We start from the raw sequence: 18,339 nt of genomic DNA on the forward strand, positions 1-18,339 counted from the left end.
CGTTGAAAATCAAGTACATTACAAAGTCAAATGGTCTGCACAAGATGATGTAAGTGGCATTAAACATGTCACATTGTATGTTGCAGAAAATGGCAGAGACTTTAAGATTTGGCAGAAGCAACTGACACAGGCCAATGGTGAGTTACTGTTTGTAGGACAAACAGATACGCAATACGAATTTTTAGCAGTTGCTACAGATGTGGCGGGTAATCAGGAAATTGCTAAAGTATCTAATGCAGTAATTCCAGATGATGGTTCACGTCAACAACTACTAACTCAAATTGGTAGTAATGAGGCATTGCAACAAACTGCTCAAATCCCTCAAGCAACCCAAGATCGTAGTTATTTAAATAACACTATTTTTGCAGAGGCTCAAAAAGGTCTGGTGGGTCAAACGGATAAGAATCAAAACACCGATTTAAATACAGTTTTATCTCCATTTACTTTAAATGCATTTGCTAGTGGTTTTAATGCTAGCCAAGGTGAAGTAGGGGCACTCGCAATGGTTGAGTTGCCTGACCATCGTATTTTAGTCAGTGCTGGGCAATATCGTAATCAGCTGTTTATTTATGGGGAGCATGGAGGAACCCAACAAAAACCTCTCTATACTTTTGAACAGCCAATTATGGATGTGGCTTTAGACTCTAAGGGCCAACTATGGGTATTAACTGGTCAAGAGTTGTGGTTATTGGATTATTCAACTGGTCAAATTATTGAACGTATTAAAGGTCCTGCTAATGAACCTTTAACCCATGCGTTAACAATTGAACCTGAAACTGATCGTATTTATGTTTCGTCTGGAAATGGTATTGAGATTTTTGATATTAATGCACCAAAAGGTCAGCAATGGACACACTTTTCTAATGCGTTAGTCTCAGATCTAAGTTTCGCACCAGATGGGCGTTTATGGGCTGTACGTTGGACAAGTGCTAATGTTCTATCTCATTTAGATAAAACAGATATTATTAGTTTGCCATTAACTGGGAAAACGAAAGGCCGTGCCGAAGTTGAATATACGTTAAATGGCTTAATTGATAGTTTAGTCTTTGGTCAAAAGGGCACTGCATTTGAAGGTTTGTTATTTGCTTCTGCAAATAATAGCCAACAATTAAGTAATGGCAGTAAGTCATTGCCAAAACTGGATAATGCAGCCGTTTGGATGATTAGCTTGGCAAAACGTCAAGCGGTTCAATTGGCTCAAGGCGGTTCTCGTGGTGAATCAATTCTGATTACTCATGACCAGCGTATTTTAGTTGCTCAAACCAATCGCATTGATGAAATTGCTTTACTCAAAGCACCAACCATCATTGCCAGTTCAATTCAGGATGGGGCATATATTCCACTACCACTCGCTAATGCAACTATTACTTTCGATCAAGCAATGTGGTTAGGAAATAATGGAAATGATAGTACAGATATTGCGAGTGTTTTAAATCCAACAAATTACCGATTTGTTGGTATAGGCAAAAATGTTAATCAAGTCTTGTCTCCTGAGTCTGTGCAATGGGATAACGCAACCAATAGTGTCATTTTAACTTTACCAAATATTGCAGCAGGACAATGGCGTCTTGAGGTGTCATCGAATGTGCAAAGTGCAAAACAAACTCGCTTAGAGGGAGTGTACACCGCAGCTTTCACTACCGTGACCGATTATAGTGCTTCTGTTAGCATTGAGTTTGATAAAACTCGTGCAGATCGCTTAAATGGTACAGTAAGTTATGATGTAAAAATCACCAATATTGGTCAGGATAATATTCAAGGTCCATTGCTGTTATTACTCGATCCAGGCCACTATTTTAATGGTGGTATTGTTTCAGCAACGCAAGGACAAGGTATCCAAAATGAATTATGGTTACTTGACGTCGGCAGTTATTTACAAGCTCATGGCGGTTCTCTAAAAGTTGGAGAGAAACTCACAGGGATTACTGTATCTGTAGTTAAAGCTGAGGATTTAGCATTATCTAATGATGCAGCTCGCTTATTAAAATTTGATATTACACACCAAATTTATGCACTTCCTTATGACAATCAGCCACCTGTTATTAGTTATGATGAAACTAAACTCAAGGCCAAAGTAAATGAGAGCTGGAATTTAGATTTAACAGCCACTGATCAGGATGGTAAACAGTTCTACTGGAGTATTGTGGAAGCACCACAAGGTGTCAGTATCGATGCAGAGACTACAGGACAAGCTTCTGATCAAGGTTATCAATCACATGCGCAGTTGCATTGGTTGCCAAAGACTCAAGATCGCGTAGATAGCGAAATCTTAGTCAAAGTCGTTGATAGTCATGGTGGTGTTGCATTTAAACGACTTAAAATTCAAGTTGATGGTGCGAATCATGTGCCAGTCATTACTACCATACGAGATATTGACTTAACTGAAGGACAAAGTCTCAGTCAGCAGTTATTGGCTGCTGATGAAGATGGTGATCGTATCAGTATGGTGGTACGTAATTTACCTGCTGGTGCTGAGTTTGATGTGACTACAGGTATGCTCAGTTGGACACCTGCTTATGATCAGGCCGGTAAATATGAAAATATCGAGTTAGTTGTATCTGATGGAAAATACGAAAGTCGTTATCAATTTAATATTACGGTAAAACAAGGGTATGAAAAACCTGTGTTATTGCCAGTGGCAGCGCAGCAATTACGTGAAGGTGAGCGTTTTAATTTACAGTTAGCAGGAAGCTTACCACATGGACTAATGCAGTATGCTGGTCAGGATATTAAACTGAACTATAGCGCTGAGTGGTTACCGAATGGTGTGATCTTAAATAAGGATACCGGTTGGTTGGAATGGACTCCAGGTTATGCACAGGCGGGTAGTTATGATATTCCAATTCGCTTAGTGGCAACATATACCCCAACTAATGGCGGTATTCCTGTTCGCACAGTTGCAATGCAAACATTATCTTTGGTGGTCAACAATGTTAATGCTGCGCCTCAATTTGAATCTAGTCCAACATGGACTGTGCTCGAAGGTGCAAGTGTTCGTTTAAATATATTTGCTTTTGATCCAGATAATCCAGGATTTGAACCTGCTTTTAAATCGCATCCACAAAGCAAAGCAGTTCAAATGTCTGATGTTGCTGCTTCAGTAAGTTATGAGGTAACAGGTTTACCAGAAGGAGCAACATTTGACCCTGAAACACTAGAAATTGAGTGGAATCCAAATTACCAACAATCAGGTATTTACAAGATTAAAGTAGTCGCAACTGATGATGGTAACGGTACTGGTCAACCGCTTTCTACAGAACGCATTTTTACGATTAACGTACTTAATGCGAATCGTACACCTGAAATTGGTGATGTTCAAAGTGTGATTGTTGATAAAGGGGCTGTGATTGAAATTCCAGTTACAGCAACAGATAAAGATGGTAATCCGATTGAATTACAAATTGAAGGCTTACCAAACTTTGCTACATATACTCAAAGCCAGTCGGGTAGTAATGTTAAAGGAGTTATTCGTTTTGCACCGCAAGCAGGTCATCGAGGTGATTACACAATTACCGTGACAGCAAGAGATAATGGTGATGGCGATATTAATCAAGTACAGATAGAGTGTAAGAGTTTTGTTGTTACAGTTAGAAGTTATAGTGAGGCACCTAACCTCAATGTACCTACTCGAAACGTCGCCGTGGTTGGGCAACAAATACGTGTACCAATTACTGTTTCGGATTTAGATCAGGACACGTTAAATTATATCGTGCAGGGTTTACCTGCTGGCGCAGAACTTGTTCAAAGTGCGAAATATGGTTATGCAGAAATTGTCTGGACCCCAACAGTAAATCAAATAGGTCAATACGATTTAAGTGTTCAAGTAACAGATCAGGGCTTACCGCCAAAAGATTTAGGTTATCCAGTACCAGAAGATTTTGTCGCTGTACCAAATGTAGTTGCACAAGATATTCGTATAGTGGTACGTGCAACTAATCTTGCCCCAGAATTACTTGATGTACAGGTACAACAAGGTGGAAGTGTTGTACAACAAGCGGACCAAATTATTCTTCAAGCACAAGAAGGACAGCCGCTTACATGGACTATGACGGTTAAGGACACTGATCTAGACCAACTCTATTGGTCATTTAGTGCTTTACCAAAAGGTGTCAATATCACCACTCAAGCATTAGGTAATGGACAAAGCCAGCTTGTATTGAAGTGGTTACCATCTATGTTTGCTGCACAAAGCAGTTTGGGGAGCAGCCAGTTAGGTAACTACAACTTTACTGTAACTGTAACCGATGGTAGTGCCAAACTTAACCGCAATATCCAAATACAGGTTGCAAATGTTAATCAACAACCTGTATTTACAAGCCTGCCATTACAACTGGTTTATGAAGGTGAAACTCTTTCATTTAATTTATTGGCACAAGATGGTGACAATGATGCGCTGCGTTACCAATTAGTACATGATGCTAATACACCAGCAGATATCTATGTTGATGCAACGACAGGCTACGTTGAGTGGACACCAGCGAATAATATTGTCGATAACCAATTTGGTGATCAGAATGCCTTTGATTTGACCTTTATGGTGACTGATGGACAAACATCTGTTCTTAAAACTGTACAGGTTCGTGTTCTTGATGTGAATAAGACACCAAAAATTCAGAGCAGTAACCGTACTCTAGTGGTAGGGCAACAATTCCAACTTGACGTTGTGAAGTCGGCTCAAAATAGCTTGAACAATAATAGAAATATTTATGTATCTGATATTGATGGGCAACCGCAGACTCAAGGCTTGATCGTAAGCTTTGAACAATTGCCACAAGGCGCAAACTACGATGCTGTTACAGGGCGTTTATCATGGACACCAAATGCAGGACAAGTTGGTAAGTTTGTTGCCTATGTTAGGGTTTCAGATGGCTATGATACTGTTCGTCAAGCTATTACTTTTAATGTAGTTGCCGACCGTAATGCTTATGAACCTGCTTTACATATTGAAACTACTCCAGCAATTCCAGTGGTTGCAGGACAAATTGTAACAGCGACGGTAAGAGCAGATAGCTTTAGTGCTATTGCCAATACTGTGGTTGAAGTCCGAGGCAGCGCGTTAGGAACTGATCAATGGCAAGTAGTGAACTTAGACTCTACTGGGCGAATTAAACTGACTGGGCAACAGCCAGGACTTATAGAAATTCGTGCAACTGCTATAGATATTGATGGTTTTAGTCAGCAACAAGTTCAGACAATTCGTGTTAAAGATCCGCAAGATAATTCGGCACCAGTTTTAGCATGGCAAGGACAACTTAAAGGTGCAGCAATTACGACGGCACCGATTGTGGTACAAAACATTACTGATCTGACCGCATCAATTAAAGAACAACAGCTTATGGGCTATAAATTAGAAATTGCTCGTAATACGACAGGACTATTGCAATGGCATACATTGCAAGACGTGTCGTTGAAAGCAAGTTATAGCAATCAAACGCTAGATATTTTTACAATTGATCCAGCATTGTTGGTAAATGGAGCATATCAATTACGCTTAACTGCTTGGGATTTGGTTGGTCGAGTTGAAGAACTGTATGCCAATATTGAGATCAATAGCAGTACAAAACAACTGAATCAAGCAACACATGTAGATGCTAGCTTACAAATTGGTACACAAAAAATTGATCTGGTTCGCTCAATTACGACAGATAGCCATGGTGATTTCGCCAACTGGACAATTGGATTATTTGATACCCAACTGACTCATAACCAACGCTTAAATAACAGTGTTGGTACTGTTGCTGCTTGGCAAACTGGAGCAAAAGTTTGGTTGCAAATCCCGCAAGGTTTAGCAGGTGTAGTTGCAACACAAACTCAACATTTGAACTTTACGTTGAATTTGCAGATACAAGATGTGACTAGTGAGAATACGGGTATTCATCAATTCATACCACAATTTAGTAATGCACAAGGTTGGAGTTTGACGGCGTATAGCTCTGCCGATCTTCATATCGACAACTTGATTCAACAAGGTCAAAGTTTATATAACGAAAGTACAGGTCTGGCTTGGGTTCCAAGTTATTTCAATTTGACTGCACCAGATGGCACACGTTATTTACTAGACCAAGCAGGCAAAGTGCTTTCTATCCACTTTAATACAGGCGAGCAATGGCTTGTTAGTCAAAATAATATTGTGTTGGTAGGTGGGAAAACCTCTCAAGGTATTGAGTTTAAAAGTGATAGTCAAGGCCGTATTAGCCAGATTCTTGGTCAAGGTAGTCAAGGTGAGCCGATCAGCTTATTGTATAAATACAATAGTGCCAACCAACTTGAGTTAGTGCGGAACCTAATCACCGGAGAAGTAGTTCAACGCTATAGTTACACTGCAACAGGAGAAGTCCGTCTAGAAAAAGCGATAGCTTATTTAGGTGCAAGTGTTGATTGGTTGAATCAAAGCCATTCTGCACCACAATGGCAAGGTGATTTGAATAATCAAACCCAATATTTTGATTTTGCTATTCGTGAATCAGAACTGGCATCAACCATTAAAGCGATGGGTGCAACTGGGGCTGTTTTAGTTGCAATTGAAACTCAAGGTAATGTTCAAAATATTAATGTTGCAGATGCAACCATTGTGTCACAACAACGATATGGCGCTCATACAGTTACTTTAGTACGCATTACTTCAGCAGGCTTTAAACAGTTAGCTATAGATGGAACTGGTACAGTCGCCGTCCGACTGTCTATTGTTGGTGATCTTAACCATGATGGTAATGTCGATGGTTTAGATAGTACCTTGTTGCAACAAGCACAAGAAGGACAAAATCAGTTTGACCTAAATGGTGATGGTCTTATTAACAATACTGATCTGCAAATCTTGTATGCAAATTATGGTTGGAAATCGAATCAGGCACCTGTCAACGTTGTAGCACAAGGGACGCAAGCTTTAAAAACACATCGTGATTTATCTGTAACTGGTCAATTAGACCAGATCGCAGTTGATCGCGAAGGTGATGCAGTTTATTGGAATATCTTAAGTAGTACTCATGGTGTTGCTCAGCTCTCATCTAATGGTAAAAATTTAAGTTTTAAACCTGAAGTAGGTTTCTCAGGCTACGCAACGGTAACTTTGCAAGCCGATGATGGGTATAGCAAAGGACAGCCAATTGAACTGAAAATATATGTCAGTGATGCAAAACTTGTCTTAATTCATATTGAGCGGTTAGCTGCCGTCACTTTAGGCAATAGCGCAGGCTTGCATGTAACAGGCGATTTTGCAGATGAAGATGGTGTTACCTTAAATACTGACTATTTACAGTTTGTAAGTGATAACCCAGATGTGCTTACGGTAGATGCCAAAGGTAATATCATAACGAAAAAGTCGGGTATTGCCACAGTCCATGTGTCTGCTAGAGGTATTGAGGGGGTGAATGTCATCTCTGTTGATCACAGTATTTATACTCCTTATGCTGACCAAGATGGTTTTGAAGTCGATGTTTATCCAAGAGCAGTAAATTTACCTCTTTCTGCCACAAGACAGCTTAAAGTTCATGATGCTGATGGTAATTATATTTCTCAAGCAACTACAGGGATTAACTACTATATTAGTGATAGTAATATTGCAGATATTACAGCAGACGGTTTAGTGCTTCCTAAGCAACTAGGCTCAGCAAAAGTTACAATTATTTATCAAAACATGCAGACAGAAATTGTACTTAATGTTCAGCAAGAACTCTTGGGTACAATTCAAGTATCGAATAAAGAGGGAGGAATTACATCTGATTCTTCGGGGAATATTCTTATGGTTGCCTCAGGTTCCTTACCTGATGGTACAGCCGTATCAATCGAAAAAGTTGCTTTAGATAGCGTTGGTATTCCATTGCCAGCCAAAGAATATTTAGCTGGTTTGGGTGCTTTCACAATTGATTTATCTGGAGAAACTGCAACTAAGCCATTACAGCTCGGAATCAAAGTTGGTGATTCTTATATTGATCCTCAAACAGGAAATACAGAACAGCTTAATGAAGGAACAGAGGTGCTGTTTTGGAGGAAAGGTATATTTACTGATGCTAATGGTGTTGAGCGTGAAACATGGTGGTTACTCGATAATGGATTTGTTGATGCGAATGGGATGGCAAGAACAGCAAGTCCACCATTTGGAGGAGTGACAGTTTCAGGAACAGTCGTTATTACAACACGTATAAAAAATGTGGATAAAAAGACTGGAGCAATGACAATTGTTCAGTCTGCTACTGATTATTCATTCATATATAGTATGGCAGCTAATGCTGTGATGAGCGCTGGTCGTGGTGGTCTGGTAGGTTTAGCGATAGACTCGGCTTTCACACTTTACAATAGTTTCTCTGTGGTGACTTATACGCTTGCAGGTAGCTATAGCAAAGAAGTGCCAGTAAATAAAGATGATGGTGGAATAACCATTAATAAAATTGAGGTTCCGAAAAATAATAATATAGAGGAACCAAGTATTTCTGGGTATTCATTTAATGCAAATACAAATGAGTTAACTGTTGATGTACAAAATGTATCTAATGCATTTGATCTAAATATATGGTTAGTTCCGCAAGGTGATCAACTTGATCATCCTCGTGATAAAGCAGAACATGGGCTCATATGGAAGTCTTATAAAGCTAATTGGAAAAGTGGAAATACGTATTCAATTGTAATAGATGATGGTATTGCTCTAGGGTTACATAACATTTACCTCGAGAAAAAATTATATACTTACACAGATAATGGTATTCGAATAGCGAGTGACTATTCTGAGTACTCAGATTTTGTAAGTTTAAAAGTTCAAGCACCAAAGGTTTCAATAGCATTAAGTAATAAAGAAATTATTATTACAGAGCAAGGTAAGCAAACTTCAGATTTTGGAGTTAAGCGTACTGTTAATGCTGATGAAAAAGGTAATGGATTATTCTTATATTTACCATCAAATAAAACTGATCCAATTACATACAATGAACAAGGAACTTTAGCATTTATTGCGGGGAGAAACACAATTTATGTATTAGATATGATCTCGTATAAGATCATAGACTCAATAGAGGTTAAAAGTTCTGGCGATCATATTTCGGCACTTTTATATAATGATGGATGGTTATATGTAAGTAGTTTTGGTCCGTCATCTCTTGTTCGTATTAATGCCGATGAGTTATCGTCAGAGTTCCTTAAAGTGCAGCAAACTCTAGATATTAAAACCTCCAATGCTGTAGGTTTTGGTGATATGGCTATAAGCCAAGGACGATATTTAGCTGTTATTGCATCAGTTTCAGAGTATAGACTTTTGGGCGGTATAGGTGGAGCTGTATATAAAACAAAGGATCCAGTAGGTGATGTTTATATAATTGACTTAAATAAACTCAACTATCAAGGTGAGTTTGTAGAAGAAAATGCAATAGATATTATTAATTCAAATGACTTAGGCAGTATAGGACAGTCTCCAGTACGTATTTCCGAAGGGTTATATGCTGGTGAATTTATAATGACGAGTTTAAAAGATGTTAATCGCGGTGTAAGTACAATTAAAGTTGGATTAGATAGTAAAGGTAACTTCACACAAACATCTATTCATAAACAAATAAAATTAAAACCAACATATAAAATGGCGGATTTTAATCCAAGAGCTAGGACTAATCGTCAGGAAATACAAAATTCTTCTGATGTGGTTTTAGTTAATTACAATAATATGCTTTACGCATTAGTTGCTGATTATAATTTTTGGTTTAATGATCCATCTGTAACAGAAGAAGGCTTATGGGGAGTCAATAAAAGAATAGGTGGGAAAATTGGTATTATCCAAGACCCATTTGGATATTATGGTGAACCAATGTTTATTGGGTCAACTATTCCGATTATTGGCGGATCTGTTGAAACATTAACAATTACAAATGATGGTCTCTTACAAGCCAGTGTTTGGATGGATGAAATGGGAGGTCCTGATGATAGCTATTATTCACGGATGTTTAGAAGTGTTTTTGTCTGGAGTGTTCAAGATTTATTAGATTCTGCTGATAGGTTTATTAAAGCTGGTAAGGTAGATACTCAAAAGCCAATTGATGCGGCTTTACCTTCTCGATTTGATGATTTAACAGGAACTAATGTTTTCTATAACTCTGTGAAAACTATTCAAAGTTATTCACATGAGCATAGTTCTATATTTGATTTAGATAGTTATCTACATTCTGAATCAGATAATGAAGTTCAACCAACTGAACCTACACCTTCTTCAGAAAAACCTGATTATAGTAGTCTTGATATTAAGTCTATGGGGTCAGTAGGAAATTCTCTAGTTAGAGAATATGCAAAAAATCTATATATTTCATCTATGGTTCAAGCTGAGCTTGTAAAGAACTTGTATGGTTCTGCGACTCCAGAATTAGAAAAAGTAGATATTGCTAAGCAGCTATTCTTATCAACATTTGCTGATGCTAAAAGTGCTGAATTTGCTTTAACTACAGCTGATACCGAGTTATTTGGTGTATTCAGCCAGCTCATTAATATGTCAATTCAAGAGATTGAAGTTACGCTCAGACTTTCAATTTTAGGGGAGCATCTATTAAATAAAGATATGAAATGGATGTTGGATCAATTAAATATTGTTTTTCCAACTCCAACAATTTCAATTGAGGCATTAAACGACTCAATTAATTTAGAATCTTTAAATGGTTTATTAAACGGTGAAGATGTAGAAATCCAGCTCACTGATAATGCGATGTCATTAAAAGGAGCTGGGCAGGCTTTGGTTGTTATCTTAAGTTTAACTAAAGGTGCTCCACCAAATACTATATACATGGCTTCTAAAGTAGAAACTGTGGTGGCGACTAATGTTGTCAGAAGTTCATTCCGTACTGCTGCTCAAATCGCAAAAGAGGTTAGTCCTCAACTCCTTAATCAGAGTCTACAGCGATCTAAAAATTTAGCTGCAACAGCTGCATCTGTAGCAAGTAAAAATGTTTCAAGTATCATTAAAGAGCAAAATCAGATTGTAAAAATACAAAAGAGTGTTGCTACTGCTATTAGAGACGCGATTGCAAAGAATGCGAAGACGATTAAACAAGTTGCAGCGACTACAGCAGCTATTGCATCTGTATCTTCAATAATTTCTCAATCAAGTGGTGTGAGTAACCCTGGTTCAGGTACTTCAAGTGGTTCGGAGAAAAAAGAGCAAAAGCGTAAAAATACAGATTCATATTTTGTTGGCGGTAATTCCATTCTAACTGACGAGACTTACAAGGAATTTAAAGATCTGATAGAGAACAGCGATGGCATTAAATATGATTCTGCAACGCAAGCGAGTTTATTGAAGGAGTATTTAGAGGATTTAATCGATCGCAAAATTTTATTTGCAGGTTGGAGTAATCTCATTGAAGCGAAAGTTGTAACATTATCGACAACTGGACAGAAAACTAGTGATAGTAAAGGTTTTGCTCAAATTGCCATAGAACTATATTTACCTATGAGTCCAACAGGTAGCAAAAATGAAGGTTTAGTGGTAGAGAGTAATGTTCTTACATCATCTAAAGTGCTGTGGAAAACGATTCAGATCAATACCAGAAATTTAAGTTACTTATTTGATCATTACATTACTAAGAAAGATTTAAAGGGCGAAAAATATCAGTACAACTACACCTATGATACTAGTGCTTTAGAAAATAAAAATAAAATTATGGCCGGTTTCACAATTAATGTGAGATCTGAAAATAACGAAGTTGTATTTGATGCAATGTGGGGAGATACAATTGAAATTGACTTAAATCTTAAAGCTTTAAGAGATAAAAATTTATTTGCTTCTGTAATTCAGCACGAGCTTACGGAAATAAGTCAATTATATATGAAAGCCAGTAAGTTGAAGTCAAATGCTGCTGCATTAAAACTATTGTTGACAGACCAACGTTATGACGAGCATGAAACTGCTAAGCGTGCTAGCGATGAACTGCTGGCAGAACAGTTAGCTGTGGAGTTTGATGATGGCACAATATTACATCGCTATTTAAATGATGAAAATTCTCCTTATGGTGAATCTAAATGGATGGGCAGCCTACATGAGGAAGCTGTACAAAATCATATAGAAAAAACGCATAATCTTTCAAATGGTGAGTATTTTGGACAGGTCAATTACCAACTATATGTCAAGTCAAAAGATGCTGAGGGTAAAGATATTTATGTACCAAAAGTATATAAGTTTATAGATTCGAAAACAGGCGCGTATGAACAATCAGTTCGTGGCTATTTTGATGGACTTTACTTTGATGCTAAAAATATGGCTCTGCAAATTGTCGAAGCAAAGTCTTCATTACAACAATATATGAAAGATGCCGTCAAAGATGGAGTAAATGGTTTAAATGCCCAACTCTTAGATAATCTGTATGAAGAAATCAAGAAGTCAATTGGTTATCAACCAAATCAAAAATATCTTTATCGAGACATTTTAAAACAGGATGATGAAAATGAAGAAATTGTTATTCGGATTTTTAATGATGATTTAATTAAAGCACTTCAGAAAATTGAGTCTAACGCCGGAATTAATATAGTTACTAAGGCAGAAGATGGGGGCTTCTATTTAAATAAACGAGGAAATTTAGCCTCTAATAGTGGTTCTGTTGGTGTAAACCAAAGTCTAGAATTGTATTTACGTTTTTATGAAAAAACCACTTCTTCTGATACGGCTGAGCAAAACATTAAAAAAGCGAATCCATATGATAAATATTATATTGTGAATAGTAGTAACTATACTCAATTTGCAGATGGAACAGTGAAGCGAGCTAAAAATCAAGATCAGGCTATGCAGATACTTCTTTCAAATGTAGTTGAACAACAGTATCAGCTTAACCGTGTGTCAATAGAGCATTTGTTGGAGTCGGCTCAGCAATATTGGATTAATTTGGGTGTCAATGCCGCATTATTTGATCAGGTTAGCCTATCTATTCAAGATATTAATATTAATGGAACAATTGCTTATGTAGAAAACGGCAATCACATTGTTTTATCACCAAACGCAGCAGGCTATGGTTGGTTTATAGACGAATCTCCATTTGAACATACTGAGTTTACAATGAATTCCACCCAAAATTATGGAGTGGCTTCAAACAGTCAGATATCGACTCAAATTGATTTACTTACGGTACTTATTCATGAGTTGGGTCATACAATTGGTTTGACTGATACATTTATTAGTCAAGATTTAATGGGTGGATTTATTCAACAAGGTATACGTTTATTACCAACCCAGCAAAACTTACAAGGTTGGCAAGCGCAAAAACCATCAAATACTCAACAAGAAGATAATGAGCTAACCCATTATTTTGTAGTGGGTGCTTTGAGTATTAACCCTAAAACCGCACCTTTATGGAATAGTCAAAATTTACAAATTCAGCAGATGTTCCAAAATACCAATACTGGATTATCAGGTTGGAAAACTTTTGGAGAAGTAAAACAAAATCAAGAAGATATTGTTTTAAATGAAACTCAGCAACAACACACCAATCTTTCACAAGCCTTTAAACTTGGCACACAAGATAAGGTGTTAACGTTTACTGTAAAAGACCAACATTTAACAGACTATAACAATAGTCCAGATGATGTTTTTGAGGTGGCATTGTTAGATGCTCACACTGGTGAAGCCTTATTTAAGGTAAATGGCCTGAACAATACCGATGCACTGTTTAACCTACAGGCAAATGGTCAAAACTATTTGGCACAAGGAATTGAGAGAGTAATCAATAGCGATGGTAGTCAAACTTTCTTTATTAACTTAGACCAAGCGTTAGCTGGTAGAGATGTTTTATTATCTTTCGATTTACTTGGTTTTGGTGTAGCAGATAGTTCTGTCACACTCAACAATATCCGTTTAGTCGCTGAACCATTAGCAGTGAATGATCACTACCAGTTTGATGAAGATACAACCATTACAGGCAATGTATTAAATAATGACTTATTGATTGGTAAATCAATTGAAAATGTCGTTTTAGTAACGGCACCACAACATGGTGAATTGGTATTACTTGCCAATGGTGAGTTCAGTTATGTACCGCACGTGAATTATTTTGGTCAAGACCAGTTTAGCTATTATTTTATGACTGTTGATGGTCAACAATCTAAAGTTGCTACAGTGCAGTTAGAGATTAATGCAGTAAATGATGCACCAGTATTCAATACCCAAACACAATGGGAAATTGTGGCAGGTGAGCCGTTGGTATTAGACTTTGATACCTATGTTCAAGATGCTGAGAACAACATAATTACTGTACAAATTGCCCAGCAGCCACAAAATGGCTTGATCAGTTATGATGCAGCAACAGGGCATTATGTTTATTTGGTTGATAAAGCATTTGTTGGAGATGATGCGTTTAGCATTGTGTTAACGGATGGTACAGATTCTTCACAACCTTATACTTTTACTATTCATGTATTGGCATCAAATACAGCCCCTGTGTTACATGAACAGACTGTTAGTACTGACGAAGATCAAACTTTAGCTTTCGACCCATTAGCAAGTGCTTATGATGCAGAGAGTGATCAACTGACTGCCCAATTCAGCGCGTTACCACAGCATGGTCGTTTAGAGCAGTTAGCAAATGGCTATTACCAATATGTGCCAGATGCAAATTACTTTGGTACCGATAGCTTTAGTTACTTTGTGAATGATGGAAAATTAAACTCACAAGTAGTGAATGTATCTATTACAGTAAATGCGGTAAATGACGAGCCAGTAGCTGTTCCGAAAACTATTTATGGTTTAGAAGATCAAGCTCTGCTACTACACTGGAATGACTTCTTGGTAAGTGATGTCGATGGTGATTCATTAACTATTAAAATTACTGAGTTGCCAGCCAATGGTCAATTACAGCACTTAACTTCAGAAGGTCAATGGATTGTAGTCCAAGTTAATGATGTATTTACTCAGTCCGATATAGATTCAGGAAAATTGAGATTTATACCAGAGCTTAATGCTTCGTGTAGTCGAGGTTACTTCGCACAAGGTTTTGGTAATAAAAAACAGCATTATGCTCAATTTGTGTATGTCGCATTAGATGGAAAAACACAAAGTCAAAACACTGTAATGACTATTGATGTTGAGGCTGTTGCCGATAAGCCAGAATTAGTTGTTGGTGAGTCTCAAACAGACCAAGAGGAATTGTTCCACACCACTTGGGAAGCAGCTCCAAATAAAGATAAGACATCTACACTTTTAGAACGTCGTTATTTGGATGGTTGGCGCTTAATTAAAACTCCTAATCGTTCACAAACAGGACGTGATGGGTTTGAAATATGGAGTAATGGCGATCAAATGCAAAATGCAGCTGATCAGATGATTACTGTATATGCGAATAAATCTTTAGCTGGACAAAACTGGTTAGAACTCAATGACGCTGATGCATTTGTAGCACAAACTTTAGGGATTGAGCGTGAAGTACAAACTGTACTTGGACAAAAATATACGCTGACTTTTGATTATGCAGGACGTTTAGGTTTCAGCCAAAGTTTTACTCAAATTGGTATTTATGTAGATGGCAAGCGTATTGCAAGTTATGCCAATACGAGTCCAAATGATCAACTGAACTGGCAAAATATTCAGTTTAGCTTTACGGGAACTGGGCAGATACAAAATCTTCAAATTATCATTGAGGCTCCACTCACTCATGCAAGTGGTCGAGGAGCAATGATTGATAATATTGTTTTATCTAAATCTAAGCTTTTAAACCATGGTAAAGAAGATCAGCCAATTGCGCTTTCGAGGATTCATGCCAAATTGACAGATAACGATGGTTCCGAACAGTTGAAACTTGCGTTAGCAGGCTTACCATTAGGTAGTAAACTTAATGATGGTATAAATGAGTTCACAGTAAACGAACTACACACAGTAGTAGATATTACCAATTGGAATCTCGATACCTTGAAATTAACACCACCAAAAGATTTTAGTGGAGAGTTAAAGTTACAAGTGATCGCAAGTAGTATTGAACAATCAAATTCTAGTATTGCTACATCTACTCAGGAGCTTACTGTATTTGTAGACGCAGTTGCAGATGCACCTAGTTTAGAAACTCATCAATCGCAGCATGCTCTAACGAGTCGAGAAGTTTTCCATACAGAATGGCATGGAGTGTATAACTCAATCCTAAATAAAAATCCGACTGTTGTTTATGGTTGGAGCTTGGATGGTTGGACAACACACAAAGAGCAATTGTTTAAATTAGATGCCTTTGAGGTGTGGCACTCTGGTGACCAACTCAAAAATACTTCTGGCCAAAACATTCCTTTACAAGGTTTAAACTCAAATATCTGGATTCGTTTAAATGATGGTAAAGATACGCTATATCAGCAAACTACAATAGAACGTCAAGTAAATACAGTCGCTGGCACAATCTATAGCTTAAGTTTTGATTTAGCTGGCCTGTTGGGGCAAGCAGCAAATATGGGGCGTGTCGGAGTTTATATTGATGGTCAGCAGATTGCAGTATTTGATGCTGCTAGTGGTCAAAATGCATTAAATTGGCAAGAGCAACAGGTTTCTTTTGAGGGGAATGGTTGTAATCGTACAATTCGTTTGCAGCTAGAGGGTAATACATTTGGTCGAACTGCTTTTGTAAGCAATATTCGTTTAGTTGAAACTTACACCTCAACTGAAAATCTAGTCTATGCAATGATTGGGCAAACCAGTTACTTACCAATAATTGCTGCGCGTAGTAATGACCAAGATGGTTCAGAGCAACTTAAGCTAGAGCTTAGCGGTTTTAACCAAGGTACAGTACTTACCGATGGGACACATTACGCTACTGTAAGTTCAACTCAACAACTGGTTGATATAACACTATGGGACTGGACTCAGATTCATTTTGCAAGTGACTCTAATCAGGATATGACAATTCAGATTAAGGCCACATCAATTGAGCAAAGTAACCAGCAAATAGCGAGTACTCTAAAAACAGTCACAGTGAAAATGCTAGGTGGACAAGCGTGTATAAGCCCTTGGCAATTGGTAAATGGTTTTGTTTCTACATGGGTGAACCACGTTGAATCTATTCCATTACAGGTCAAAGCGCATTGGTCATGCCAGATTTCACTGCTTTCAGCCCAGTTAGATTTAAGTATTCTGCCAAAACATGAAGATGAAGATTTGATTATGCTTGGTCAGGAAGAGCAATCTGACGCATGGCTAAAAGCCTTGGAACAGACTGCACAACAAAACTGGAAACAATTGTTTTAATTAAAAAAGTAGGGATGATTCATTCATCCCTACTTTATCTATCTATAATTTAAATTTAGAAAGGGGAATCACGTGTCATCATTATTTTATATTTGGGATGCAAATGAGCATCATCCTGATGTAAAAATTACTACATTAGAACAAGCAGAATATTATGCAACTCATGCCCAAGTAAAGGGTTTTACAGACAAGTTAAAAAAATGGTTACTGGCAGTTGAAAGTATCGTGGGTGAGCCAGAATTAGCGGCTAACTTTGATGAAGAAATTATCAGCTCATTTACAAATGTAAAAGCTTATTTTGATTATTCTGAAAATGTATTTTGTATTGAACAAGGCCTGTTGGCTAAAAGTAAATATTTATATAAAATTTTAGTTGAAACTTTACGCCAACATGATTTGGTTGCCTTTGATGCAAGGTCATATATATTTTTTAGTCATGAAAAAATATTTCCTGATCAGCAAAGCATTGAAAAAATGCTAGATGCGGTAAAGTCTATTACTAAAGAAGAACTTGAACAGTTTAAGGCGATTCCTCCTACAAGAGAAAAATTGAGTATATTTGCAGATCAATGGTTAGAGTTAAATAAGCAAACTTTAAATTTTTCAAGAAAAATTAAAAATAATCAATTTAATCAGTTAAATAGCTATTTTAGAGATTTTGATCTACAACTTTATGAAGGTATTTTAATTCTATGTTCAGGTAAAACAGAAGTTTTAGCTTATCATGACATTAGTTTATTAACTTATATTCAAGTCTCATCTAAGAAAGCTATACGTATACTACGTGAGCATCAAATTGATAGTTATACTTTACAATATTTACCAAAAGTTCATGGTACAACAGGTGAGCCAAGCCATTTTAGTGAGCCGAGCCAATTAAAGCATGTTTTAGATCAAGTACATGATTTTTTAATCTACGATGCAAAGAAACATCAAGATATAGAAACACTAAATCAATGGCTGAACCATGGTGATGAAAAAGAATATATTACAGGTTTGGGGGCAATTTCTCGTTTAGTATTGGCAAAATATGTCAATGATCCTTTATATGACCAATTGGTTAGCGAAGCTATGCCTTATGTAAATAGAAATAGGTATTTTAAAGATATGACGGTAGAGCAGTTTCATGAAAGATTGGAACAAGAAATTCAAAATATTTTAGAAAGTTAATATAC

Annotated in this window: 2 protein-coding genes (1 of these 2 only partly in view); both read left to right on the forward strand. The window is 37.2% G+C overall.

Annotation, left to right across the window (positions count from 1 at the left end):
• Positions 1 to 17,164 carry the final stretch of a CARDB domain-containing protein gene (locus ASF86_RS02105; RefSeq protein WP_056478927.1) on the forward strand. Its footprint begins 20,312 nt before the window's first position, so 17,164 of the gene's 37,476 nt are visible here — the last part of the coding sequence; its start codon lies beyond the left edge, outside the window; it ends in the stop codon at positions 17,162 to 17,164.
• Between the two features lie 72 nt (positions 17,165 to 17,236).
• A complete protein-coding gene (locus ASF86_RS02110) occupies positions 17,237 to 18,334 on the forward strand; it encodes a hypothetical protein (protein ID WP_056478930.1) in 1,098 nt (365 codons plus the stop codon).
• Positions 18,335 to 18,339 lie beyond the last annotated feature (5 nt).

The sequence above is a fragment of the Acinetobacter sp. Leaf130 genome, from assembly GCF_001423205.1.
Lineage (GTDB): Bacteria > Pseudomonadota > Gammaproteobacteria > Pseudomonadales > Moraxellaceae > Acinetobacter > Acinetobacter calcoaceticus.